Consider the following 22,831-nt stretch of genomic DNA (forward strand, 5'->3'; position numbering starts at 1 on the left):
CTAGGGGCGGTGCCGGAGGGTCCGCGAGTCAATTGCCGTGTGGCGCGCGGCGGGCGAAGCGCCGGAGTCGGTGTTCCTCGGCGGGCAGCAGATTGGGGTTGGCGAGGCGCGCGGCGATCGCCTCGGCCATTCTCGGCGCCGGGTCGGCGGGGGCGGCGTGGAGGAACCCGGCGACGAAGACGCGCAGGCCGACGTTCCGGACGGGGCCCAGGCCGACGCCGCGCAGGATGGCGACGGTCAGCGCGGTGTCGGCGGCGGGGTCGCCCGCCGCGGCGTTGCTCCAGTCGATCAGCACCGGTCCCTCCGGGGTGAGGATGACGTTCTCCGGGTGCAGGTCCAGGTGGAGGACGCGGTCCCGGGCGGGATCCCCGGTGGTGAAGCGGCGGTCGAGCCAGCCGGGCGCCGGGACGGCGTGGAGGGACGCCTGCAGCCCGGCCAGCAACCGTCCGTGGGCGTACGCCCGCCAGGGCCTGCGGGCCAGGTCCTGCGCCATGGTGGGCCCCGTCAGGCGGTCCATGACGAGGTCGGTGCCGTCCGCGTCGTGCACCCGGGGCACCGCGAACCCCTCGCCGGCGAGGTGGGCCATGAGGCGGGCCTCCTCGTGGGCCGAACCGCCGTGCCGGTAGCGGCGCAGGACCCGCGTGCCGTCCAGGGCGTAGACGTCGGCGTCGCGGCCCGCGCCGATCAGCTCCACAGGGCCTTCGCCAGCTCCGCGGCCGGGGCCACGGTCCCGAAGCGCGGGAGGGCGAGCGTCACGGCGGCCTCGTGCTCCGCCGCGCTCAGTGCGGTCATCGCGTCCTCGGCGAAGTGGAGTGCGTACCCGTGGTCGGCGGCCGCGCGGGCCGTGGACTCGACGCCCATGTTCGTCGCGATGCCGGCGATCACGAGGGTGCCGACGCCGCGCTCCCGCAACTCCCCGTCCAGGCCGGTGCCGTGGAAGGCGCCCACGGTCCGCTTGACGACCACCAGGTCGCCCTCCCGCTCCAGCCCTTCGACGAGCTCGCTCCCCGGCGGCTGCTCGTCGACCCCGGGGCGCTCCACGCGCACCAGCACGACCGGCGCCCCCGCCTCCCGGAAGGCCGTCGCGAGTCCCAGCGACGCCAGCACGACCTCCTCGCCGGACCGCGGAGCCAACGGCAGCTCCACGATGCGTTCCATCAGGTCGATCACGACAAGTGCGGTGCGTTGGGGCTCGAGACGCGTCATGGGCACACCTTAAGTACCCCCGCCGCGCGTGCGCAGGGGCTCGCGGCCATCTGGTGCCCCCGCGCCCGGCTCACCTCGGTGTTCGGCCGCCGGCCGCTCCCTGGGCGGCCGTCTCGCGGGCCCAGCGGTAGTCGGCCTTGCCGCTGGGGGAGCGCTGGATGAGGGGGGTGATGACGAGGCTGCGCGGCACCTTGTAGCCGGCGAGACGGGCCCGGCAGTGCGTCTGGATCTGCGCCAGGGAGGGCGCCGGGGCGCCTTCGCGCAGCTGGACGACGGCCGAGACGTGGTGGCCCCACTTCGGGTCGGGGACGCCGGCGACCAGGGCGTCGTACACGTCGGGGTGGGCCTTCAGCGCCTCCTCGACCTCCTCCGGGTAGACCTTCTCGCCGCCGGTGTTGATGCACTGCGAGCCGCGTCCGAGCACGGTGACGATGCCCTCGTCGTCGACGGTGGCCATGTCGCCGAGCAGCACCCAGCGCTCGCCGTCGCGCTCGAAGAAGGTCTGGGCGGTCTTGCCGGGGTCGTTGTAGTAGCCGAGCGGCACGTGGCCGCGCAGCGCGATGCGCCCCGGTTCACCGGGGGCCACGGGCCCCAGGGAGGCGGGGTCGACGACGGCGATGTGCGCGCTGACGCGCAGCCGGAAGCCCCTGCGCGGACCGGAGTCGTCCGTGGCGGTGCCGTTGAAGCCGGACTCGGACGAGCCGAAGTTGTTGAGGATCATGCAGTTCGGGGCGAGCGCCTGGAACTGCGCGCGCACGGTCTCGGAGAGGATCGCGCCGGAGCTGGAAAGGCTGAACAGCGAGGAGACGTCGGTGTCCTTGAGCGGTCCGGCCAGGGCGTCGGCGAGGGGGCGCAGCATGGCGTCGCCGACCAGCGAGACGCTGGTGACCTTCTCGCGCTCGATCGTGCGCAGCACCTCCACGGGCGCGTACTTGCTGTGGACGACGACCTTCTGGCCGTAGTGGAAGCCGATGAAGGCGGTCAGCGTGGAGGTGCCGTGCATCAGCGGCGCGGTGGGGAAGAAGACCAGGCCCTCGCCGCCGGCCGCGACCCGTTCGGCGAGTTCCTCGGGGCGGGAGACGGGGACGCCGGTGGGGGCGCCGCCGCCCATGCCGGAGAAGAAGAGGTCCTCGTGGCGCCACATGACGCCCTTGGGCATGCCGGTCGTGCCGCCGGTGTAGATGATGAAGCGGTCGTCGGCGGAGCGGGCGGGGAAGTCGCGGGCGGGCGATCCGGAGGCCTCGGCGTCGGCGAAGCCGACCGCTGCGACGGCGGGTCCGGGCGCGTCCGGTGGTGCGTCGCCGACCCGTACCAGGTGGCGCAGCCGTTCGGTACGGGGCAGGGCCGCCGCGACGCGCCCGGTGAACCCGGCGTCGAAGACGAGCGCCGTGAGGTCGGCGTCGCGGTAGAGGTAGACGAGCTCGTCCGCCACGTAGCGGTAGTTGACGTTGACCGGGACGGCGCGGATCTTCATGCAGGCCAGCGCCGTCTGCAGGTACTCGACGCCGTTGAGGAGGTGCAGGCCCACGTGTTCGCCGGGGGCGACGCCGTGGTCCGCCAGGTGGTGCGCCAGGCGGTTGGCCGCCGCGTCGAGTTGCGCGTACGTGAGCCGGCGCTCGGCCCCCGTGCCGGGGTGGTCGAGATGCACCAGCGCCTCGCGGCCGGGCACGGTGTCGGCGACCGACTCGAAGAGGTCGGCAAGGTTGTACTCCACGGCTCCTCCTCACCGGGGCCGGGGGACCGGGTGCGCGTCCGGCTCCCAGCCGGTCATCAGAGCACCCCGCAGGGGGGCTGTGAAGGGGTCCCGCGGCAAGAATCTGACTGACAGTCAGAAAAGTATTGAACTCGACCTGCGCCTACTGCAACCTGTTCTAGGTCCGGTACGCGACGCGGGAGGACGGCGATGGGCGGCACCGAACACCTCACGGTGGAGCGCGTCGGCGCGACACTCGTACTCACCCTCAACCGGCCGGAGGCGCGCAACGCGCTCTCCCTGCCGATGCTCGTGGGCCTCCACGACGGCTGGCTGGAGGCCGACCAGGACGACGCGATCCGCTCGGTGGTCCTCACCGGCGCCGGCGGAGCCTTCTGCTCCGGCATGGACCTCAAGGCGCTCGCCGCGAACGGCGGCATGGCGGGGCAGCAGTACCGCGAGCGGCTCACCGCCGACCCCGACCTGCACTGGAAGGCGATGCTGCGCCACCACCGCCCCCGAAAGCCCGTGATCGCCGCCGTCGAGGGCCCCTGCGTGGCCGGCGGCACCGAGATCCTCCAGGGCACCGACATCCGCGTCGCGGGCGAGAGCGCGGTCTTCGGCCTGTTCGAGGTGCGCCGCGGCCTCTTCCCCATCGGCGGCTCCACCGTCCGCCTCGCCCGCCAGATACCGCGTACGCACGCCCTGGAGATGCTGCTCACCGGCCGTCCCTACACCGCCGCCGAGGCCGAGCGGATCGGGCTGATCGGCCACGTGGTCCCCGACGGCACCGCGCTGGACAGGGCGCTGGAGATCGCCGCACTGGTCAACGCCAACGGTCCGCTGGCCGTCGAGGCCGTCAAGGCCTCGGTCTACGAGACCGCGGAGATGACCGAGGCCGAGGGACTGAGGTCCGAACTGGAGCGCGGCGGGCCCGTCTTCGCCACCGCCGACGCCAAGGAGGGCGCCAGGGCCTTCGGCGAGAAGCGCCCGCCCGTCTACCGCCGCGCCTGACACGGGAGGTCATCACCGCCATGCCCGAACCGCTCACCGCGCCCCTCGTCGTCGAGTTCCCCTTCACCCGCTCCCTCGGCCCGGTGCAGAGCGCCTTCCTCACCGGGTTGCGCGAGCGGACCGTCCTCGGCGTGCGCACCGGGGACGGGCGGGTGCTCGTGCCGCCCGTCGAGTACGACCCGGTCACCGCCGAGGAACTGCGCGAGCTCGTCGAGGTCGGCACCACCGGCACCGTCACGACCTGGGCCTGGAACCCGTCGCCGCGGTCGCAGCAGCCGCTGGCCACGCCCTTCGCCTGGGTCCTGGTCCGCCTCGACGGCGCCGACACCGCTCTGCTGCACGTCCTGGACGCACCCGGCCCGGAGGCGGTGCGCACCGGCATGCGCGTCCGCGTCCGCTGGGCCGGACGGCGCACCGGCGCCGTCACCGACATCGCGTGCTTCGAACCCGCCGCGGACGACGACACCGCCGGGGCGACCGTGGCGACCGCGCACACCGGCGCGTTCGCCGAACCCGTCACCGGCATCACCGTGCCCGCCCGGCTGGAGTACACCTACGCCCCGGGCCGGGCCCAGAGCCGCTACCTCGCCGCCCTCGCCGGGCACCGCACCGTCGGCGAGCGGTGCCCCTCCTGCCGCAAGGTCTACGTCCCGCCCCGGGGCGCGTGCCCCACCTGCGGCGTCGCCACCGACGAACAGGTCGAGGTCGGCCCGCGCGGCACGGTCACCACCTTCTGCATCGTCAACATCAAGGCCAAGGGCGTCGACATCGAGGTCCCCTACGTCTACGCCCACATCGCCCTCGACGGCGCCGGCCTCGCCCTGCACGGACGCATCGGCGGCATCCCGTACGACCAGGTGCGCATGGGCCTTCGCGTGGAACCCGTCTGGACCGGCGACGGCAGCTACCCCGACCACTACCGGCCCACCGGCGAGCCCGACGCCGACTACGACACCTACAAGGAGCTGCTGTGACCACGGCGACCACTGGGCAGGCGCGCCGGGACGTGGCCATCGTGGCCTTCGCCCAGACCCGGCACGTGCGCGACAGCGCGACCCTCTCCGAGGTCGAGATGCTGATGCCGGTGCTGCACGAGGTGCTGGGCCAGGTCGGCCTCACCGCGGGGGAGATCGGCTTCACCTGCTCGGGCTCCTGCGACTACCTGGCGGGGCGGGCCTTCTCCTTCACCATGGCGCTCGACGGGGTCGGGGCGTGGCCGCCGATCTCCGAGTCGCACGTGGAGACCGACGGGGCCTGGGCGCTGTACGAGGCCTGGGTCAAGCTCCTCACCGGCGAGGCCGACACCGCCCTGGTCTACTCCTACGGCAAGTCCTCGCCGGGGCGGCTGCGGGACGTGCTGACCCGCCAGCTCGACCCCTACTACCTGGCACCGCTGTGGCCCGACTCCGTCGCGCTGGCCGCGCTCCAGGCCCAGGCCCTGATCGACGCGGGCGACACGGACGAAAGCGCGCTCGCCGCCGTCGCCGGCCGCAGCCGGACCGCCGCCGGGAGCAATCCGTACGCCCAGGAGTCCGGCGACCGGCCGCAGGGCGGGTACGTGGTGCGGCCGCTGCGCCGCGGCGACTGTCCGCCGGTCGGCGACGGCGCGGCCGCTGTCGTGCTGGCCGCCGGGGACACCGCCCGGCGGCTGTGCGAACGCCCCGCCTGGATCCGCGGCATGGACCACCGCATCGAGGCGCACGCGCTCGGCGTCCGCGACCTCACCGACTCACCCTCCGCCCGGCTGGCCGCGCAGCGCGCCGGGGCCTTCGACGCACCCGTCGACACCGCGGAGCTGCACGCCCCCTTCACCTCCCAGGAGGTCGTGCTCCGCAAGGCACTCGCCCTGGGGGACGACGTCACGGTCAACCCCTCGGGCGGCCCGCTCGCCGCGAACCCCGTGATGGCCGCCGGCCTGATCCGGCTCGGCGAGGCCGCCGCCCGCATCCACCGCGGCGAGTCCCGCCGCGCGCTCGCCCACGCCACGTCCGGGCCCTGCCTGCAGCAGAACCTGGTCGCCGTCCTGGAAGGAGAGGACCGATGAGCGCGGTGACCGGCAAGGAGCCCGTCGCGGTCGTCGGCGTCGGCCAGACCCACCACACCTCGGCGCGGCACGACGTGTCCATCGCGGGACTCGTCCGCGAGGCGGCGCAGCGTGCCCTGGTGGACGCCTCGATGACCTGGGCGGACGTCGACGCGGTCGTCATCGGCAAGGCCCCGGACTTCTTCGAGGGCGTGATGATGCCCGAGCTGTACCTCGCCGACGCCCTCGGCGCGGTCGGCAAGCCCATGATGCGGGTGCACACCGCGGGCTCCGTGGGCGGCTCCACCGCGCTCGTCGCGACCAGCCTGGTCGCCGCGCGGGTGCACCGCACCGTCCTGACGCTCGCCTTCGAGAAACAGTCCGAGTCCAACGCGATGTGGGGGCTGTCGCTGCCCGTCCCCTTCCAGCAGCCCCTGCTGGCCGGGGCGGGCGGGTTCTTCGCGCCGCACGTGCGCGCCTACATGCGGCGCACCGGCGCGCCCGACACCGTCGGCGTCCTCGTCGCGTACAAGGACCGGCGCAACGCGCTGAGGAACCCGTACGCCCATCTGCACGAGAAGGACATCACCCTGGAGAAGGTGCGTTCCTCGCCCATGCTCTGGGACCCGATCCGCTACTCCGAGACGTGCCCGTCCTCCGACGGCGCCTGCGCGATGGTGCTCACCGACGGCGCCGGCGGGCGCCGCGCCCCCGGACCGGTGGCCTGGGTGCACGGCGGGGCGATGCGCAGCGAGCCCACGATGTTCGCGGGCAAGGACTTCGTCAGCCCCCGGGCCGGACGCGACTGCGCGGCCGACGTCTACCGGCAGGCGGGCATCACCGATCCGCGGCGGCAGATCGACGCCGTGGAGATGTACGTGCCCTTCTCCTGGTACGAGCCGATGTGGCTGGAGAACCTCGGCTTCGCCCAGGAGGGCGAGGGCTGGAAGCTCACCGAGTCGGGGGTGACGGAGCTCGACGGCGACCTGCCCGTCAACCCTTCGGGTGGTGTGCTGTCCACCAACCCGATCGGCGCCTCGGGGATGATCCGCTTCGCCGAGGCCGCCCTCCAGGTGCGCGGCACGGCGGGCGGCCACCAGGTGGACGGCGCACGCCTGGCGCTGGGTCACGCGTACGGCGGGGGTTCGCAGTTCTTCGCCATGTGGGTGGTCGGATCCGGGCACCCCGGAGAGTGAAGCGGGCATGAACCGGTACCGGGTCCGGGCAGGTTCTTCCATGACCTGTCCGGGCCCCGGCACGGTCGCTAGGCTGGCCCGGACGACGGAGTCGGGAGGAGAGCGGACGTGGCCGAGAGCACGATCGGATCGCCGTTGGCCAACGGGAAGAAGCCGCAGCTTGATCTGGCCAATGCAACATGGCAGTCGAGCAGCCAGGGCACAGGAGACGTCCAGATCGCCTTCGTCGAGGGCTACATCGCCATGAGGGACGGCCGGAGCCCCGAGGGGCCCTCGCTGATCTTCACCCCGGCGGAATGGCGGGCCTTCGTCCTCGGGGCCCGCGACGGCGAGTTCGACCTCACCTGACGGAAGCCCACAGGCGCGCGCCGGGCAGCCCGCCCCGTCCACGGCGACGGGCTGCCGGCGCACCCGGCCGGGCGCGCCCCGGAGGCCTCGTGCCCCCGGTTCCCGCGCCCGCGGTACGTCCCCGGGGAATGCACCTGACAGGCCGTCGTACCGCTACCGGTCCGGCATGTGCCGGGGGCATCACGGTGACGCGTTCCCGCACGTGGGCGCACCTGATCGAGCACGGTCGATCACTCCGCGGACGATTGTGAACAGCCGTCACCACTTCGCATTTATGTACTCACGCAGGGTCCCTGGTGGCGTACGCTGAGGTGCCACCGGACAGGCGTCCGAGCATCACCGGCGCGCCCCGGCGCGCGCCGGATCAGGGGCAGGGGGTGCACTATGGCGCGGCGCACACCGAAGTCCCGGCGACCGCTCCTCGAACGCGAGGCCGAGCTCGTGGCCGTCGACGAGGCGCTGGCCGAACTCACGGGCATACGGGCCGAGGGGGACCACCCCCGCGCCGGCACACGGCGCGGCGGCGTGCTCGCCTTCGCGGCCCCCGCGGGCCTCGGCAAGACGACCCTGCTTGCGGAGACCCGGCGCCGGGCCTCCGCCCTCGGCTGCACCGTCCTGTACGCCCGCGGCGGCGACCAGGAACAGGGCGTCGCCTTCCACGTCGCACGCCAGCTGCTGCAGCCCCAGCTCGCCGGAGCCGGTGACGGGGTGCTCCGCACCACCCTCGGCAGCTGGTACGGCATCGTCGGCCCCGCCCTGGGGCTGTGCACCGACGGCGAGGGCGCGCCCCCGGACCCGCAGGGCCTCGCGGACGGACTCGACTGGGTGCTCACCCACATCGCCGTCCGGCGTGGCCCCGTGGTCCTCGTGCTCGACGACGCCCACTGGGCCGACCCCGAGTCCCTGGGCTGGCTGGCCGCCTTCGCACCGCGCGCCGAGGAACTCCCCATGCTCGTCGTCGTGGCCTACCGCCCCGACGAACTCCCCGCCCACGCCGAGGCGTTCCGCGGCCTCCCCGACCGCTCCGGCACCCGCCCGCTCGGCCTGGAACCGCTCAGCGCCGCCGCCATCGGCCGGCTCATCCGCGACGCCGTGGGCGACCACGCCGACGACGCGTTCTGCCGCGAGGCCTGGGCCGTCACCGCCGGCAACCCCTTCGAGGCCGTGGAGCTCACCGCCAAGGTCCTCGACCGGGCGCTGCGCCCCGACGAGTCCAGCGCGCACCTCCTGCGCGACCTCGCCGCCGCCGCCAAGGGCAGCGGACTCATCGCCCGCCTGGAACGCCTGGGCACCTCCACCGTCCGCATGGCGTGGGCCGCGGCCGTCCTCGGCACGTCCATCTCGCCGGCGATCGCCGCGAGCGTGGCGGGCCTGGGCGGCGAGGAGGCCGCCGACGCCGCGGACCGGCTCCGCAAGGCCCGCATCCTCACCGGCAGCGACGTCCTGGAGTTCGTCCACCCCCTCATCGCCACCGCCGTGTACCGGGCCATCCCCGACGCCGTCCGGGTCGCCCTGCACGGCCAGGCCGCCTGGTCCGTCGTGGACGCCGGGCTCGGCCCCTCCGCCGCCGCCCGTCACCTGCTGGAGACCCACCCCGAGGGCGACCCTTGGGTCGTCGGCCAGCTGCGCCAGGCCGCCCGGGACACCGCCCGGGCCGGCGCCCCCGACGCGGCCCGCCGCTACCTGGCGCGGGCCCTGCGCGAGCCGCCCCCGTTCGAGGACCGGGCGGCCGTGCTGTTCGAGCTCGGCTGCTCCTCCCTGCTCACCGAGCCGGCGACCACCGTCAACCACCTGCGCGCCGCGCTCGAGGAGCCCGTCGTCGACCCGGCGCTGCGCGACGCGATCACCTACCGGCTCTCCCAGGCGCTGGCCCACTCCGACCGGCTCGGCGAGGCCGCGGACACCGTCGGACAGGCCGCACGGACCGCCACCAATGCGCGGGCCCGGCTGCGGATGCAGGAAGAGCAGTTCATGTGGGACGCCTTCCGCTCCGACGAACCCGACTCCCCGGCCCGTTCCCGCCGGCTGGCCCGCCTGGCCGACCGGCTGACCGGACGCGACCTGACCGAGCGCTACATCATCGGCCTGCGCGCCTGGGACGCCACCCTGCGCGGCGAGCCCGCCGAGACCGCGCTGCGGCACTCCGACCGTGCCCTGGACGGCGGACTGCCCTGGGCCAGCGAGGACTTCGGCTTCGAGGTCCCGGTCCTCGTCGCGATGACGTACATGTACGCCGACCGGCCCGGCCGCGCCGAGGAGCTCTTCGCCGCCGGCATCGGCGACTACGAGCGCCAGGGATGGCGCGGCGCCCACCTCGCCTTCGGCTACTCCCTGCTCGGGTACGTGCGTTACCGCCGCGGGCGCCTCGCCGAGGCCGAGGACTTCGCCCGCGACGGCCTGCGGCTCGCCGACCGCGTCGGCCGCGGCACCCCCGTCGTCTGGTACACCGTGGCGATCCTCGTCGAGATCCTGCTCGCCCGGGGCCGGCTCCGCGAGGCCGCTGCCCTCGCCGAGGAGTACGACTTCTGCGAGCCCTTCCCTGCGGCCGTCACCTTCCCCGACGCCCAGACCGTCTACGGCGAACTGCTGCTCGCCAGGGGCATGGTCAACGAGGCCATCGCCCAGCTCGAGGCGTGCGGCCGCCGGCTCGACCCCCGGGGCATGCGCAATCCCGCCTGGTCCCCCTGGAAGCTCCACCTCGCGCTCGCCGAGGCCCGGGACACCCCGGAGCGGGCCCGTGCCACCGCCGCCGACGCCGTCGAGCGCGCCCGCCAGTACGGCACCGCGTCCTCGATCGGCCAGGCGCTGCGGGTCTGCGCCGAGGTGGCCGCGGAATCCGACCGGCTCAAGCTGCTGCAGGAGGCGGTCACGCACCTGGAGCGCTCACCGGCCGGCTACGAGCTGGCCCGGGCCCTGGTCGACCACGGTGCCGCGCTGCGCCGCGAGGCCCGGCTCCACGAGGCGGCCGAGCAGCTCTACCGGGGCCTGGAGACCGCCGTCCACTGCGGTGCCGACCAACTGGCCGAGCGCGCCCGCGACGAACTCGCCGCCGCCGGACTGCGCCCACGCAGGCTCCGTACGACGGAGACCGACGCCCTCACCGCACAGGAACGGGCGGCCGCCTCGCGGGCCGCCCGGGGTGAGGACGACGAGCAGATCGCCGCAGGTCTGGACACCGACGTGGAGGGCGTCACCCGTCTGCTCTCCGCCGTCTACCGCAAGATCGGCACCGACCGGGCGGGCCTGTCCCGGGCGCTCGCCCCGTAGCGACGCGACCCCGGGCACACGGGCGGCCCGGGGACCGTACGATGGGCGCATGTCGTTCCTCCGCCGCCGCAGCGCCGCAACGCCCACAGGGCCGGAATTCGACGTCCTGGCCATGGACCCGGGCGACTGGCCGGGCGAACTCGGCGCCGGGCTGCTGCCCGGGGAGGACGGCAGTTGCCAGGGCATCTTCCTGCGCTACGACCTCTTCGGCGGGCGCGGTCCCGCCATGCTGATCGGCAACCTCCCCGAGGGCTCGCCCGCCCGCGACCTCGAAGAGGGCCAGATCCCCTTCGAGGTCGCCCAGCTGCTGCTGGCCCTCGGCAACGACGAGCCGGTCGAGGTCGTCGGCACCGAGGACACCCCGGTCATGCACGGTGACAACCTGCTGATCGTGCGCAAGGTGAAGCTCTCCGAGGGGCGCATCGCCTGCACGCAGTTCGACCGCAGCGACGGCGTCCTGGTCACCATCGCGACCTGGGACCGCCCGATCACCGACGACCTCTACCAGTTGCTCAAGCCCCTCCCCGCGGAGATGTTCCAGCAGGGCTGAGCGGGACCCAGGAGGGCCGCAGGGTGACGTCCTCGGCCTTGACCCAGGCCACCCGGTGGCCGAACTGGATCTCGTAGTAGAGCTGCTCCCCCCGCACCACCACGTGCTGGGAGGCGTCGAAGGTGACCGCCCGGTAGTACTCGCCGTGCGTCGCCCGGCCCACCGCGTAGCTCTGGCCCGCGAGCAGCTTGTACGGCAGCGGGGAGTCCGGCTGCACCGGGACGCCCGCGGGGTAGGCGGACGCCTCCGGGTAGGCGCGCCCGTACACCGGGACCTCGTCGCGGCCCTCCTTGGGCGTGACCAGCCGGCCCGTGGCCGGCAGGGCGGTCCGGTGCCCCCTGGGGTCGTGGAACCAGGCCTTCTGGCCGAGGTACCAGATCGCCGTCCAGTCCCCGCGCCGTCCGGCCACCGCGAACTGCTGGCCGGTCGAGGCACGGGCGCCGGTGTCGTTCACCCCGGTCGTGGAGGGGGCCTCCCCGTGCAGACCGGCGTCCTTGACGAGCGGGGCGTCCTCGCGTGGCTCGGTGTACAGCCGGACGGCCGTGGAACCGCGGGACGGGCAGGTGTCACCGGCGCTCGCGCACCCCGTGTAGACGGGCCGGTTGGAGCCGTAGTCCGGGTCGATCGTCACCAGGGCGCTGCCCGGCCCGGCGGTCTGCCGGAAGGGCGCTCCCAGGAGCTGGAAGTAGTGCGCCCAGTCCCAGTACGGGCCGGGGTCGGTGTGCATCCCCGGGATGTTCGCGGGGGTCGGTCCCGGGACGTTGTCGTGGCCCAGGATGTGCTGCCGGTCCAGCGGGATGCCGTAACGCCCGGCCAGGTAGCGGACCAGCCGGGCCGACGCCCGGTACATGGCCTCGGTGTACCAGGCGCCGGGATCGGTGAGGAAGCCCTCGTGCTCGATGCCGACGGACTTGGCGTTGACGTACCAGTTGCCGGCGTGCCAGCCGACGTCCTTGGTCCGCACGTGCTGGTCGACGTGGCCGTCCGCGGAGCGGATCGAGTAGTGCCACGCCAGGTAGTCCGGCTTCTGCACCAGCTGGAGGGTGGTGTCCCAGGTGGCCTCGGTGTCGTGGACGACGATGTAGTCGATCTTCTGGTCGTGCGGGCGGTCCGCGAGGTCGTGGTTGCCGTAGTCGCCCGTGCCGTACTCCTCGTACGGGGCCGGGAGCCATTCGCACGCTATCGTGCGCGGGCACTCCGTCCCGTCCGCGGCGACCGTGCGCAGACCCAGGGAGCGGAGCTGGGCGGTCTGCGGCGCGAGCCCGGGGTGCGCGGCGAGGGTGAGGCTCTCCCCGTCGTCCGTGGTGCGCGTGACTCCCTCGCGGATGACCTGGAAGACGTCGTCGGCGAAGACCGACGCCGTGGCGGTGTCGTCGGCGCCCGAGTACCGCGCCACCGCGCCGTACCAGCGGGCCGGGTCCGAACTCAGTGGTGCGCCCAGCGACTTCTGGGCCCGGGCCAGCAGCGCCGCGCCGCCCTCGACGTTGGCCGACGGGTCCTCGCGCAGCTCCTCGGCGCTCAGCCCGGTCAGCCCGGCGGCGCGGTCCAGCGTGGTGAGCGCGGAGGGCAGCGCGCGGGTGTCCGTGGCGGGCAGCCCCACGTCGGCGAGGGGACGGCCCACGTCGCCGCGCGGGTCGTCACCGCCATCGCCCCTTCGGGGGAAGCCGGTGAGCGCCGTCCGGGCGTCCGTGAGGTGCATGGGGCCGTATCCGGCGGTGACGCTGGGCAGTCCGCGGTGGGTGTCCCAGCGCGACTCCAGGTAGGCCACGCCCATCAGCACGCTCTCCGGGACGTGATGACGTTCCGCGGCGTCCCGGAAGGCCTGCCGGAGCGGTGCGTCCCGCTCCTGCGGGGTCACGCCGGCCGCGGGCAGCGGCGACAGGGCGGAGAGCAGGGCGCCGACGGCCACGGTGACCGTTGCGGCGGTGACGACCTTGCGCGGGCGTCTCGCGTTGTGGGGGGTTCCTCGCACTGCAGCCTCCTGTGGTGACGCACGGGGCCGTTCGGCACCACAGAGGTATCCATTGGTCGACGATCCGTCAACTAGGCACTGTGAAAGCGGTTTACGCATGTCAGCGCCCGTGCCGGGAGCTTTCCCCGCACGGGCGCCATGGCCTGCGGTGCGTCAGTGGACTGGACCACCGGCGGTGCCGTCCCGGCCCTGAGGCCGCCCGGACGGCACCGCGACGGCACCGGAGGACCCTCCCCTGGTCCCCGGGTCCGCGACCGCGGTGCTCCGCCGTCCACCACGGACCGGTTCCTCCTCTTCCGTCCGGGAACCGGCCGGAAGGTCACCTCGTGCCGACGGCGGCCCTGACGGCCCGCCGGGCGAGGCCCGCGTCGTCGTGCAGACGGCGCAGCAGCAGGCGCTGCTCCTCGCCGGCCTCGGCGGCGCCCGGACCCACCGGGACGGTGCTGCGCATCGTGCGCTGGACGGCCGTCTCGTAGGTGCGGATCTCGCGGGTGACCACCAGCATCAGGTTGACCAGGAAGGCGTCACGCGCGATCGGTCCCGCGGCCTGCGCCATCTGGCTGATCTGCCGCCGGGCGACCGGGTCGTCGCCCAGGATCATCCAGAGCACCGCCAGGTCGTAGCCGGGCAGGTACCAGCCGGCGTGCTCCCAGTCGACCAGCACCGGGCCGGCCGGGGAGAGCAGGATGTTGGAGAGCAGGGCGTCGCCGTGGTTGAACTGGCCCTGTGCGTGCGCCAGTCCGTGCAGCAGTTTCTGCAGGTCGCCCATGTCCCGGTCGGTGAGCAGTCCCAGCTCGTGGTAACGGGACAGCCGCGCCGCGTAGTCGACGGGGGCGTCGAAGATCCCGGCCGGCGGACGCCACATGTTGACCCGGGAGATCGCGCTGAGCGCCATCCGCACGTCGGCCCGCGGCGGGGCCTCCGAGGGGTGCCGCTGCAGGGCCGCGACCCGTCCGGGCATGCGCTCCAGCACGAGCGTGCAGCTCTCGGGGTCGGCGGCGATCAGCCGCGGCGCCCTGACCGGAGGCCGGTGCCGTACGAAGGCCCGGTACGCGCCGATCTCGTGCCGGTACCGCTCCACCCAGGCGGGGGAGTGGTCCAGCAGGCACTTGGCGACCGCGGGGGCACGGCCGGAGGTGCCGACCAGCAGCACCGAGCGGCCGCTGCGCCGCAGCATCTGGACGGGCGTGAACTCGGGACAGATGCGCTGCACCGAGGCGATGGCCGAGCGCAACTGCGCGCCTTGGGGACCGGTCAAGTCGAGCCTCCCGCCGAGCGGGTGGGAGGTCCCCGGCGCGCCCCTGCGCGGAGCGGGCAGCACCGGACGAGGACGTATGGCGGTCCCTGTCCCGGTGAACCCCGGGAGCTGGGTCGGCCGGGGCGGTGCGGACACGGAGGACGATGCTGAATACATATGGGGAGACAGATCCCTTCGTGTGCCAACGAGCTCTTGACGAGGTGGCGGGGCCGGCGCGTGGACGGATCCGGAGCCGGAGTCGGCGTCCGGTCCCGCACCCTGGGGAATGCGGGTCCGGGCCGGCGGTCCGAACTGTCCACGCGCCGTACGCCCCTCGCGTACCAGTACGCACATGCCTCTCGAGTTGTTCAACGCTGATCGGCGTTTTTCGAAAGTTGTTCATATGCGACCGTTCGCGAGCCGGCGGTTGCCGGGCCGGGTGGCGCGTTCCTACCTGACCACCGCATGCGGGTGGCAGACCATCTGGCGCACCCTGGCGAACCATGGCGAATGCTCGCGGCGGCGCTGACCGGCCGTTAGTGTCAACAGTGCCGAGGAACCTGGGGGCTTGGATGGACAAGGAAGCCAACACACGGCTAGCGGACCTGTTCGCACTCACCGGATGGTCCAAGGGAGAACTCGCGAGACTCGTCAACCGGCAGGCGGCGGCCATGGGCCACCCGCAGCTGGCGACGGACACCTCGCGCGTGCGCCGCTGGGTCGAGACCGGGGAATCCCCCCGCGAACCCGTCCCCACCGTGCTGGCCGCCCTGTTCACCGAGCGTCTCGGCCGTGTCGTAACCATCGAGGATCTCGGGTTCGGCCGGCATCGGCGTACGGGAAGGAAGCAGTCCGTCAGCGCCGACGGACTGCCCTGGCCACCGGAGCGAACAGCCGCGGTCCTCACCGAATTCACGGGAATGGACCTCATGCTCAACCGACGCGGTCTGGTGGGCGCGGGAGCCGCGCTTGCCGCGGGTTCCGCACTCAGCAGCGCCATGTACGACTGGCTGCGCACCGATCCGGCGCTCGCGGCCGACGCCCCCACCACCAACGACCCCTTCGACGCCGACGCCGTCTCCTACGACCGCTACGAGGCGGCCCCGGTCGGCTCCCATGAGATCGAGGCGCTGGAGCGCTCGGTCGAGGTGTTCCGCGCCTGGGACGCCTCCCGCGGCGGCGGACTGCAGCGCAAGGCGGTCGTCGGACAGCTCAACGAGGTGGGCGGCATGCTCGCCTACCACCACCCCGACCACCTCAAGCGCAGGCTCTGGGGCGTGGCCGCCAACCTCGCCGTCCTGGCGGGCTGGATGTCCCACGACGTGGGCCTGGAGCCCACCGCCCAGAAGTACTTCGTCATCGCGGCGCACGCCGCGCGTGAGGGCGGGGACCGGCCCAGGGCCGGAGAGGCGCTCTCCCGCGCCGCCCGGCAGATGGTCCACCTGGGACGGCCGGACGACGCGCTGGACCTGATGAAGCTGGCGCAGTCCGGCTCCGGGCAGGAGACCCTGCCGCGCACCCGCGCCATGCTCTGCACCATCGAGGCCTGGGCACAGGCCTCCATGGGCCACGGCCAGGCGATGCGCCGCACCCTGGGCAAGGCCGAGGACCTCTTCGCCACCGACCGCGGCGACGTCCCGCCGCCGAGCTGGATGCAGATGTTCGACGAGGCCGATCTGCACGGCATGCAGGCGCTGGCGTACCGCACCCTCGCCGAGTACGAGCCGCTGGCGGCGCGGACGGCGCAGCAGCACGCCAAGCACGCGCTGGAGCTGCGCGGCAAGGGCCGCGACCGGTCCAACATCTTCGACTACATCTCGCTGGCCTCGGCCTGCTTCATCGCCGACGACCCCGAGCAGGCGGACCGCTACGCACGACTGGCGCTGCTGACCATAAGGCAGAACTCGTCGCTGCGGACCTGGGACCGGCTGCGGGAGATGTACCGGCTGACGGCCCGCTACTCCGACTTCACCAGGATCCAGGACCTGCGTGAGGAGATCGAGATCGCGCTGCCGAGCGGCCCCAAGCGCAGGGGCCCCGCGATCTGAACGGAGACCCACGCGGAGGACGTGGACATCGATGGGCGGGACCAGCCGACTCGACGCCGAATGAGCCGGCTCTCCCGGATGTCGTCCTCATGTCGACACGTCGACATGGGAACACGTCGAATGTGGACCGGCGGGCCCGCGGACCGGTGCGCCCGTGGACCAGTGTGCCCGTGGACCTCAGTGGAACTTGGCGATGAGCACGCAGGCGTCGTCCTCGCGCTCGGGGGCGCCGAGTTCCTCCACCACGATGCGCACGCACTCCTGCGGGGTACGGGCCTGGGCGAACCTCGGGCCGAGTTCCAGCAGGCGTCGCACGGCGGCGGCCGAGTCCGAGGCCGCCAGGGAACCGGAGCGGCGCGGCAGCAGGCCGTCGGTGTGCAGCACCAGCAGGTCGCCGGGGAGCAACCGCTCGGTGGCCTGGCCGTACTGGGCGCCCGAGGTGGCGCCCAGCAGCACGCCCTCGGGTGCGTCGAGCGGTCGCCCCGTCCCGTCGCGGAACAGCAGCGGGGCGGGGTGTCCGGCCTGCGCCCACACCAAAGAGCGGTCCTCGGGGCGGTAGCGGCAGCACAGGGCGCTGCCCAGGGCGGGCTGCGCGGAGCTGTCCAGCAACTGGTTGAGCCCGCCCAGCAGCGGGGCCGGGTCCAGCCCCGTCATCGCCATGCCGCGCAGCGCGCCGAGCAGCATGGCCATGCCGGAGGTGGCGGAGACCCCGTGCCCGGTGAGGTCGCCCACGGTGAGCAGCGCGGAGCCGTCGGGCAGGTGCAGCGCGTCGTACCAGTCGCCGCCGACGAGCGCGCCGGAGGAGGACGGGAGGTAGTGGGCGGCGAGGTCGACCGTGGTGGGGCCGCCGTCCTGCGGGAACCGCAGGGAGCCGCGCCACGGCGGCAGTACGGCCTCCTGCAGCTCGACCGCCAGCCGGCGCTCGGTCTGCGCGATCTGCCGCTCGCGGTGCAACGAGTCACGGGTCTCGCGCAGCGTCCGCTGGCTGCGGCGCAGTTCGCTGACGTCGCGGAGCACCGCCCACATGGAGGCGGTGGCGCCGGCGGCGTCGAGCACCGGCTCGCCCACCATGTGCACCGTACGCACGGCACCGTCCGGGCGGACGATGCGGAACTCGCAGTCGATCGGCCGGGCGTCCACCAGGCAGCCGGTCACGGCCGCGGTCAGGGTCTGCTGGTCCTCGGCGAACAGCCAGGAGGGCAGCTCGTCCAGGGTGAGCGGCCCGTCCTCGCGGGTGCGCCCGAAGATGCGGTAGAGCTCCTCCGACCACTGGACACCGTCCGTGACCAGGTCCCACTCCGCGCTGCCGGCCCGCCCCAGGGCCTGCACGGCGCCGGCGACCGGCGCGGGGACGGGGACCTCCCGGGCGGACCGGCCCGCGTAGGCGGCGCCGCCGGGCTCGGTGCCCGTCTCCCGGTCGCCGAGGGCGGGGATGCCGTCCCGCAGTTGCCCGAGGTGCGCACCCAGGTCGTCGAGCTGGTGGACGGCGAGGTCGCACAGCGCGCGCTGCCAGCGCAGCTGCGGGTCCTCCTCGTCCTCGGCGGCGGCGTCACGGCGAACGGCGTCGACCTTGCCGCGCAGCTGGCGGGTCTGGGAGATGAGCGCGTCCACGGTGCCGGGCTCAGGCTTCGCGGTGGCGCGGTCCTCATGCAAATGGGGCGGCATGACGCTCTCCGAACATGTCTCCGAACCGGGCGCCGGCCTCAACGGGGCCGTACGGATGGGCCAGTCACGACTCTTGCACAAGGAGTGATGGCCCGTAAGGGTTTCTGCAATACCCGATCCGGTGGTGCTACCGGCATATGTCAGGAGCCTGGAGTGCCGCCACGCTCGGGGAACTCGGCGGAATGCCTCGGTCCGGGTAAGCTGCGGGACTCCGGCCACGAGCGTGCCCGCGAGCCGCCCGGGTGCCGCGCAAAGGGTTTGAACCCGGGACGATCTGCGAAGATACCTCGCAGCCGGTAACGGGAAATCCCGTTGCCAACCAACTCCCCGCACCGGATGCTGACCTCATGTTCGACCCCGACATAGCGCCCAGCGGTACCCTTCTCGGCCTCCTCCAGAGAGGACGCGGAGACGGGACCCTGCACGCCCTCGCAGCGCAGCGAGCCGACGCGCTCGCCGCGCTGGAGCAGTGCGTCCTGCGCGACCCCCGTCACGACTGGCGCGTGGAGTCCCGCTCCCTCTATTACGCGCGCCTCTACTCGGAGCTCGAGGGCTCGCTCGACGGGATCGAACAGCACCTCTTCCACCCCGACGACGTCATCAGCCCCGACGAGCACCGCTGCGGCCTGGCGCTGTCCGTCCTCGGTCACCTCGCCGGTTACGGCCGCCGGGACGCCGCCCTGCTGCTGCGCCGCTACGCCGCCACCGGTGGCAACTGGGAGTGGGCCCTGGACGAGCTCGCCGTACGTGACGAGGACGACGCGCTGCGTGCACTCGGCCCGGCCGTGCTCGCCCGCTTCCCGCTCACCACGGAGGGTGACGCCCAGCTCGCCGCCGCGCTCCGCGAGGCGTACGAGCCACGGCCCTGGCGGTTGTGGGCCGAGGATCCGGACCCCGCCGTCTCCGAACGGGTGCGCAAGGCATCGGAACAGACCGCCTTCGACCGCTGGCAGCGCCAGATGCGGCCCGCCGGGCCGACCCCGGGCTGGAGCGTGGGCGCCGTCCTCGAATGGGCCCAGGAAGGCCTGGCCGCCCACCCACCGCAGCACCGCGACGCCCCCGCCGCCCGCTGCCTCGCCGCCGTCGCCGGCCCCGAGGACCGCGAGGAGCTCGTCCGGGCGGCCCGCAGCGGTCCCGAGGCGGCCCGCGCGGCCGCACTCCGCCACCTCTCCGACCGCCAGGACCGCGAGGCCCTCGACCTCATCGAGGCCGCCGCCCTCAGCGAGTCCGAGCTCGTCGCCCGCGCCGCCGTCGAGTCCTTCGAGCGGATGCGCAGCATCGCCGCCCTCACCCGGGCCCGCGCCTGGTCACGCCGTGAGGACGTGCTCGGCGCGACCGCCGCCCGCATGCTCGCCTGCCGCGGCGGCGAACAGGACGCCGACCGCGTCCTCGGCGCCCTGCGCCGACTCGTCCAGCGCGAGGGCGCCGACGCCGAGGGCCTCGCCGTACTCGTGGAAGGGGCCGGCCGGCTCTCCATCGAGTGCGCCGCCCCCGTCCTGCGCCACGTCTACCGCGAGACGAGCTCCTCACAGCTGCGCGGCGTCGCCGCCCACGCCCTCGCCCGCACCGACCCCTGCTTCGGCGCCGGCCTCGCCGTCGAGTGCCTGTGGGACTGCGAGGAGACCACCCGCGAACTCGCCGCCCGCACGGCCACGACCTCGGACGTCCGGGTCCTGGCCCGCCTGCGCAGCCTCGCCGCCGATCCCGCGGAGGAGGCCGAGGTCCAGACCGCGGTCCGCGGCCGCCTCAGCTCCGGCGACCCCGCGCGGTAGGCCCCGGCCCCCCGGTCGCGGGTGGGGCCGGACCGGATGGACGGCTGTGACCTGCCGCTGCTGGGTCCGGCCTTCGCCCGCGGCATCCCGCCGCGGGAAGTCCTGGAGCGGATGTCGGAGTTGCGTCGAGGACGAGCGGCTGGTGATTCCCGGCGGTTCACCCCCGGACCACGGCCCGCTGGGTCCGCGCGGCCTGTGCCACCGCCTCGCCGAAGGACCAGGCGTCGGCCTCCCGCACGCCGACCCGACCGCCGGCCCCGTGCCCGTCGCCGAACTCCTGCCCGGACCGGCGAGCGGCGCCTGACGCCGCCCGGCGCGGCGTCCGGGGGGCACCGAGGGGCGCCGGCGCGGCCGGAAGGCCCGATCCGGACCCAACGCTCACGGCACGTTCCCCAAGGTGAAAGATCCACGTGACCCGGACAACGCCCGGGGAGCCGACAACGTCCGTATGCGAGTAGCCATCGTCACAGAGTCCTTCCCACCCGACGTCAACGGAGTGGCCCACTGCGCGCTGCGCACGGCCGAACATCTGGTCCGCAGGGGCCACGAGCCGCTGGTGATCGCGCCGGCCGGCCCGCAGGAGTCCGTGCCGGGGGACGAACCGTGCCCCGTCGTGCGGGTGCCGTCGCTGCCGCTGCCCGGCTACCCGCAGGTCAGGGTGGCGCTCCCCGGCCGCAGGACCGCGGCGACGATCGCCGCGCACCGCGCCGAACTCGTCCACCTGGCCAGCCCGTTCATCCTCGGGGTGCGCGGCATGGCCGCGGCCACCCGGCAGCACATCCCCGCGGTCGCCGTGTACCAGACCGACCTCGCAGGGTACGCCCGCACCTACCTGAGCCGCGGTGAGAGCACCGCGTGGCGCCGCATCCGCGCCGTGCACACGGCCGCCGACCGCACGCTCGCCCCGTCCAGCGCCTCCCAGCGCGACCTGGAGGCGCACGGCGTCCCGCGCGTGCACCTGTGGCCGCGCGGCGTGGACTCCGTGCGCTTCGACGCGGCCCACCGCGACGAGGCGCTGCGCCGTGAACTCGCCCCGAACGGTGAGGTCCTGGTGGGCTACATCGGCCGCCTCGCACCGGAGAAGCACGTGGAGCTGCTGGCCGGCGCGGGCCGGCTGTCCGGGGTGAAGGTGGTCGTCGTCGGGGACGGCCCGAGCGCCCCCGGGCTGCGCGAGGCGCTGCCGGACGCGGTGTTCCTCGGCCGCCGCACCGGCCACGACCTGGCGCGGATCTACGCCTCCCTCGACGTCTTCGTCCACACCGGGCCGTTCGAGACGTTCTGCCAGACCGTCCAGGAGGCGATGGCCAGCGGGCTGCCCGTGGTCGCCCCCGCCGCCGGCGGTCCGCTCGACCTCGTCGACCACGGCCGCACCGGGCTGCTCGTGCCGCCCGGCGACGTGGACGCCGTCACCGGCGCCGTACGGCTGCTGGCCAGCGCCCCGGCCATGCGCGACCAATTCGGCGCCGAGGGGCGCGCCGACGTGGCCGCGCGCACCTGGGAGGCCGTCGGCGACCTGCTCCTGGAGCACTACGCGCAGGTGCTCGACGCCCGCACGGCGGTGGCGGCATGACCGGCCCGCTGCGCATCGTCAGGCTGGCGAACTTCGTCACGCCCACCTCCGGCGGCCTGCGCACCGCGCTGCGCCACCTCGGCGAGGGCTACCTCGCGGCCGGCCACGACCCGGTCCTGGTCGTCCCCGGCCCCGCCGCCAAGGACGAGATGACCTCCCAGGGCCGCGTCATCACCCTCCCCGGCCCCCTGGTCGCCGGTACCGGCGGCTACCGCGTCCTGACCGGCCGGGCCCGGCTGGAGGCGGTGCTGGACGGCCTCCGCGCCGACCGGCTGGAGGTCTCCGACCGCACGACGCTGCGCTGGACCGGGGAGTGGGCGCGCCGCCGCCGGGTGCCGTCCGTCATGGTGTCCCACGAGAGCGTCGACGGGGTGCTGCGCACCTGGGGTGTGCCCAGCGGCCTCGCCCAGGGCGCCGCCGACCGGCTCAACCGCCGCAGCGCGCACGTGTACTCGCGCATCGTCTGCACGACGGCCTGGGCGGCCGCGGAGTTCGAGCGGATCGGGGCCCGCAACGTCGTACGGGCGCCGCTCGGCGTCGACCTGGAGGCATGCCACCCGGCGCACCACGACCCGGAGTTGCGCGCCCGGTACGCCGGCAACGCCGAGGTGCTGCTGGTGATGTGCTCCCGCCTGTCGCCCGAGAAGCGGCCGGGACGCGCCCTGGAGGCCCTCGCCCACATGCGTCGCCAGGGCGTGGACGCCGTCCTCGTCGTGGCGGGGGACGGGCCGATGCGCGCCCGCCTGGAGGCCCGGGCCCGGGAGGCCCGGCTGCCGGTCACCTTCGTCGGGCACGTCCCCGTCCGTCGCGCCCTGTCCGCCCTCCAGGCCACCGCCGACGTGGTCATGGCCCCGGGCCCGGTGGAGACGTTCGGCCTGTCCGCCCTGGAGGCCCTCGCCTGCGGCACCCCGGTCGTCGCCAGCGCGCTGTCCGCGCTGCCCGACATCCTCGGCCCGGCCGGTGCCGCCGCCACCGACGACGGCCCGGCCTTCGCCGACGCCGTCGGCCACCTGCTGGCCCGCCCGGAGCCCATGCGCCGGGCCATCGCCCGCGCCCAGGCCGAGCGATACGGCTGGCCGACCGCCGTGAGCGCCTTCCTCGCCGCCCACGACGCCGCGCCCCGGCTCACGGTCCCGGAGGTCACGCCATGACGACGGGCACGCAGACGCCCACCGTCCCCGGACGTGCCAGACCCGCGGCCCACGCGCCCACCGGGGTCGCGGTACCCGTCCAGGACCAGGTCACCGTCCGGATGCCCGCCCCTGTTCCC

At 74.2% G+C, this 22,831-nt stretch carries 18 protein-coding genes; 12 read left to right on the forward strand and 6 right to left on the reverse strand.

Annotated elements, in window-relative coordinates; genetic code table 11:
- Window positions 1-28 precede the first annotated feature (28 nt).
- The 3 genes from PV350_RS10400 to PV350_RS10410 form a co-directional block, all read right to left on the reverse strand.
- Complete coding sequence (locus PV350_RS10400; protein WP_499510610.1) at window positions 29-694, reverse strand: phosphotransferase; 666 nt, start codon at window positions 692-694, stop codon at window positions 29-31.
- Entirely contained in the window at window positions 685-1,206 is a 522-nt protein-coding gene (locus PV350_RS10405; RefSeq protein ID WP_499510609.1) for an isochorismatase family protein, read from the reverse strand. The genes PV350_RS10400 and PV350_RS10405 overlap by 10 nt, the downstream gene beginning before the upstream one ends.
- 70 nt (window positions 1,207-1,276) lie before the next feature.
- Window positions 1,277-2,920 (reverse strand): acyl-CoA synthetase, encoded by a 1,644-nt coding sequence (locus PV350_RS10410; RefSeq protein ID WP_499510608.1) that lies wholly within the window; start codon window positions 2,918-2,920, stop codon window positions 1,277-1,279.
- 189 nt (window positions 2,921-3,109) lie between these two features.
- Between PV350_RS10410 and PV350_RS10415 the strand changes: the two genes are divergently transcribed.
- The 7 genes from PV350_RS10415 to PV350_RS10445 all read left to right on the forward strand — a co-directional run bounded on the left by PV350_RS10415 (window position 3,110) and on the right by PV350_RS10445 (window position 11,297).
- Window positions 3,110-3,913 carry a crotonase/enoyl-CoA hydratase family protein gene (locus tag PV350_RS10415; protein WP_499510607.1) on the forward strand — a complete coding sequence of 268 codons (804 nt, stop codon included), beginning with the start codon at window positions 3,110-3,112 and terminating at the stop codon, window positions 3,911-3,913.
- Between the two features lie 20 nt (window positions 3,914-3,933).
- Window positions 3,934-4,887, forward strand: coding sequence for an OB-fold nucleic acid binding domain-containing protein (locus PV350_RS10420; RefSeq protein ID WP_499510606.1), 954 nt, complete (start codon window positions 3,934-3,936; stop codon window positions 4,885-4,887).
- Complete coding sequence (locus tag PV350_RS10425; RefSeq protein WP_500333443.1) at window positions 4,884-5,957, forward strand: thiolase family protein; 1,074 nt, start codon at window positions 4,884-4,886, stop codon at window positions 5,955-5,957. The genes PV350_RS10420 and PV350_RS10425 overlap by 4 nt, the downstream gene beginning before the upstream one ends.
- Entirely contained in the window at window positions 5,954-7,132 is a 1,179-nt protein-coding gene (locus PV350_RS10430) for a thiolase family protein (RefSeq protein ID WP_499510604.1), read from the forward strand. Before PV350_RS10425 ends, PV350_RS10430 begins: the two co-directional genes overlap by 4 nt.
- Before the next feature lie 108 nt (window positions 7,133-7,240).
- On the forward strand, window positions 7,241-7,480 hold the full coding sequence (locus PV350_RS10435) for a DUF397 domain-containing protein (RefSeq protein ID WP_018561140.1): 240 nt from the start codon (window positions 7,241-7,243) through the stop codon (window positions 7,478-7,480).
- Window positions 7,481-7,864: 384 nt separating this feature from the next.
- A complete protein-coding gene (locus tag PV350_RS10440; RefSeq protein ID WP_500333444.1) occupies window positions 7,865-10,747 on the forward strand; it encodes an ATP-binding protein in 2,883 nt (960 codons plus the stop codon).
- A 49-nt stretch (window positions 10,748-10,796) separates the two neighbouring features.
- Complete coding sequence (locus tag PV350_RS10445; protein ID WP_361791587.1) at window positions 10,797-11,297, forward strand: hypothetical protein; 501 nt, start codon at window positions 10,797-10,799, stop codon at window positions 11,295-11,297.
- Here PV350_RS10445 and PV350_RS10450 read toward each other — a convergent pair.
- Window positions 11,260-13,269: an N-acetylmuramoyl-L-alanine amidase gene (locus PV350_RS10450; RefSeq protein ID WP_500333445.1), complete on the reverse strand. Its 2,010-nt coding sequence runs from the start codon at window positions 13,267-13,269 to the stop codon at window positions 11,260-11,262. The genes PV350_RS10445 and PV350_RS10450 overlap by 38 nt on opposite strands.
- A gap of 319 nt (window positions 13,270-13,588) precedes the next feature.
- On the reverse strand, window positions 13,589-14,683 hold the full coding sequence (locus PV350_RS10455; protein ID WP_499510602.1) for an aminoglycoside phosphotransferase family protein: 1,095 nt from the start codon (window positions 14,681-14,683) through the stop codon (window positions 13,589-13,591).
- A gap of 395 nt (window positions 14,684-15,078) precedes the next feature.
- On the opposite strand from PV350_RS10455, the gene PV350_RS10460 reads away from it, so the two are divergent.
- Window positions 15,079-16,554 (forward strand): DNA-binding protein NsdB, encoded by a 1,476-nt coding sequence (locus PV350_RS10460; RefSeq protein WP_500333446.1) that lies wholly within the window; start codon window positions 15,079-15,081, stop codon window positions 16,552-16,554.
- A gap of 177 nt (window positions 16,555-16,731) precedes the next feature.
- Here PV350_RS10460 and PV350_RS10465 read toward each other — a convergent pair whose 3' ends face one another.
- A complete protein-coding gene (locus tag PV350_RS10465) occupies window positions 16,732-18,219 on the reverse strand; it encodes a PP2C family protein-serine/threonine phosphatase (RefSeq protein ID WP_500333447.1) in 1,488 nt (495 codons plus the stop codon).
- Window positions 18,220-18,566: 347 nt separating this feature from the next.
- On the opposite strand from PV350_RS10465, the gene PV350_RS10470 reads away from it, so the two are divergent.
- From PV350_RS10470 to PV350_RS10485, 4 genes are all read left to right on the forward strand, one after another.
- The gene (locus tag PV350_RS10470; protein WP_499510599.1) at window positions 18,567-19,991 is read left to right on the forward strand and encodes a HEAT repeat domain-containing protein; all 1,425 of its coding nucleotides are present in this window, start codon (window positions 18,567-18,569) and stop codon (window positions 19,989-19,991) included.
- A gap of 142 nt (window positions 19,992-20,133) precedes the next feature.
- Window positions 20,134-20,295 (forward strand): hypothetical protein, encoded by a 162-nt coding sequence (locus tag PV350_RS10475; protein ID WP_500333448.1) that lies wholly within the window; start codon window positions 20,134-20,136, stop codon window positions 20,293-20,295.
- Window positions 20,296-20,439: 144 nt separating this feature from the next.
- Window positions 20,440-21,561: a glycosyltransferase family 4 protein gene (locus PV350_RS10480; RefSeq protein ID WP_499510597.1), complete on the forward strand. Its 1,122-nt coding sequence runs from the start codon at window positions 20,440-20,442 to the stop codon at window positions 21,559-21,561.
- Complete coding sequence (locus tag PV350_RS10485) at window positions 21,558-22,712, forward strand: glycosyltransferase (RefSeq protein WP_500333449.1); 1,155 nt, start codon at window positions 21,558-21,560, stop codon at window positions 22,710-22,712. The genes PV350_RS10480 and PV350_RS10485 overlap by 4 nt, the downstream gene beginning before the upstream one ends.
- The last annotated feature ends 119 nt before the right edge of the window (window positions 22,713-22,831 follow it).

It is taken from the genome of Streptomyces sp. PA03-6a, from assembly GCF_033792765.1.
GTDB lineage: Bacteria > Actinomycetota > Actinomycetes > Streptomycetales > Streptomycetaceae > Actinacidiphila.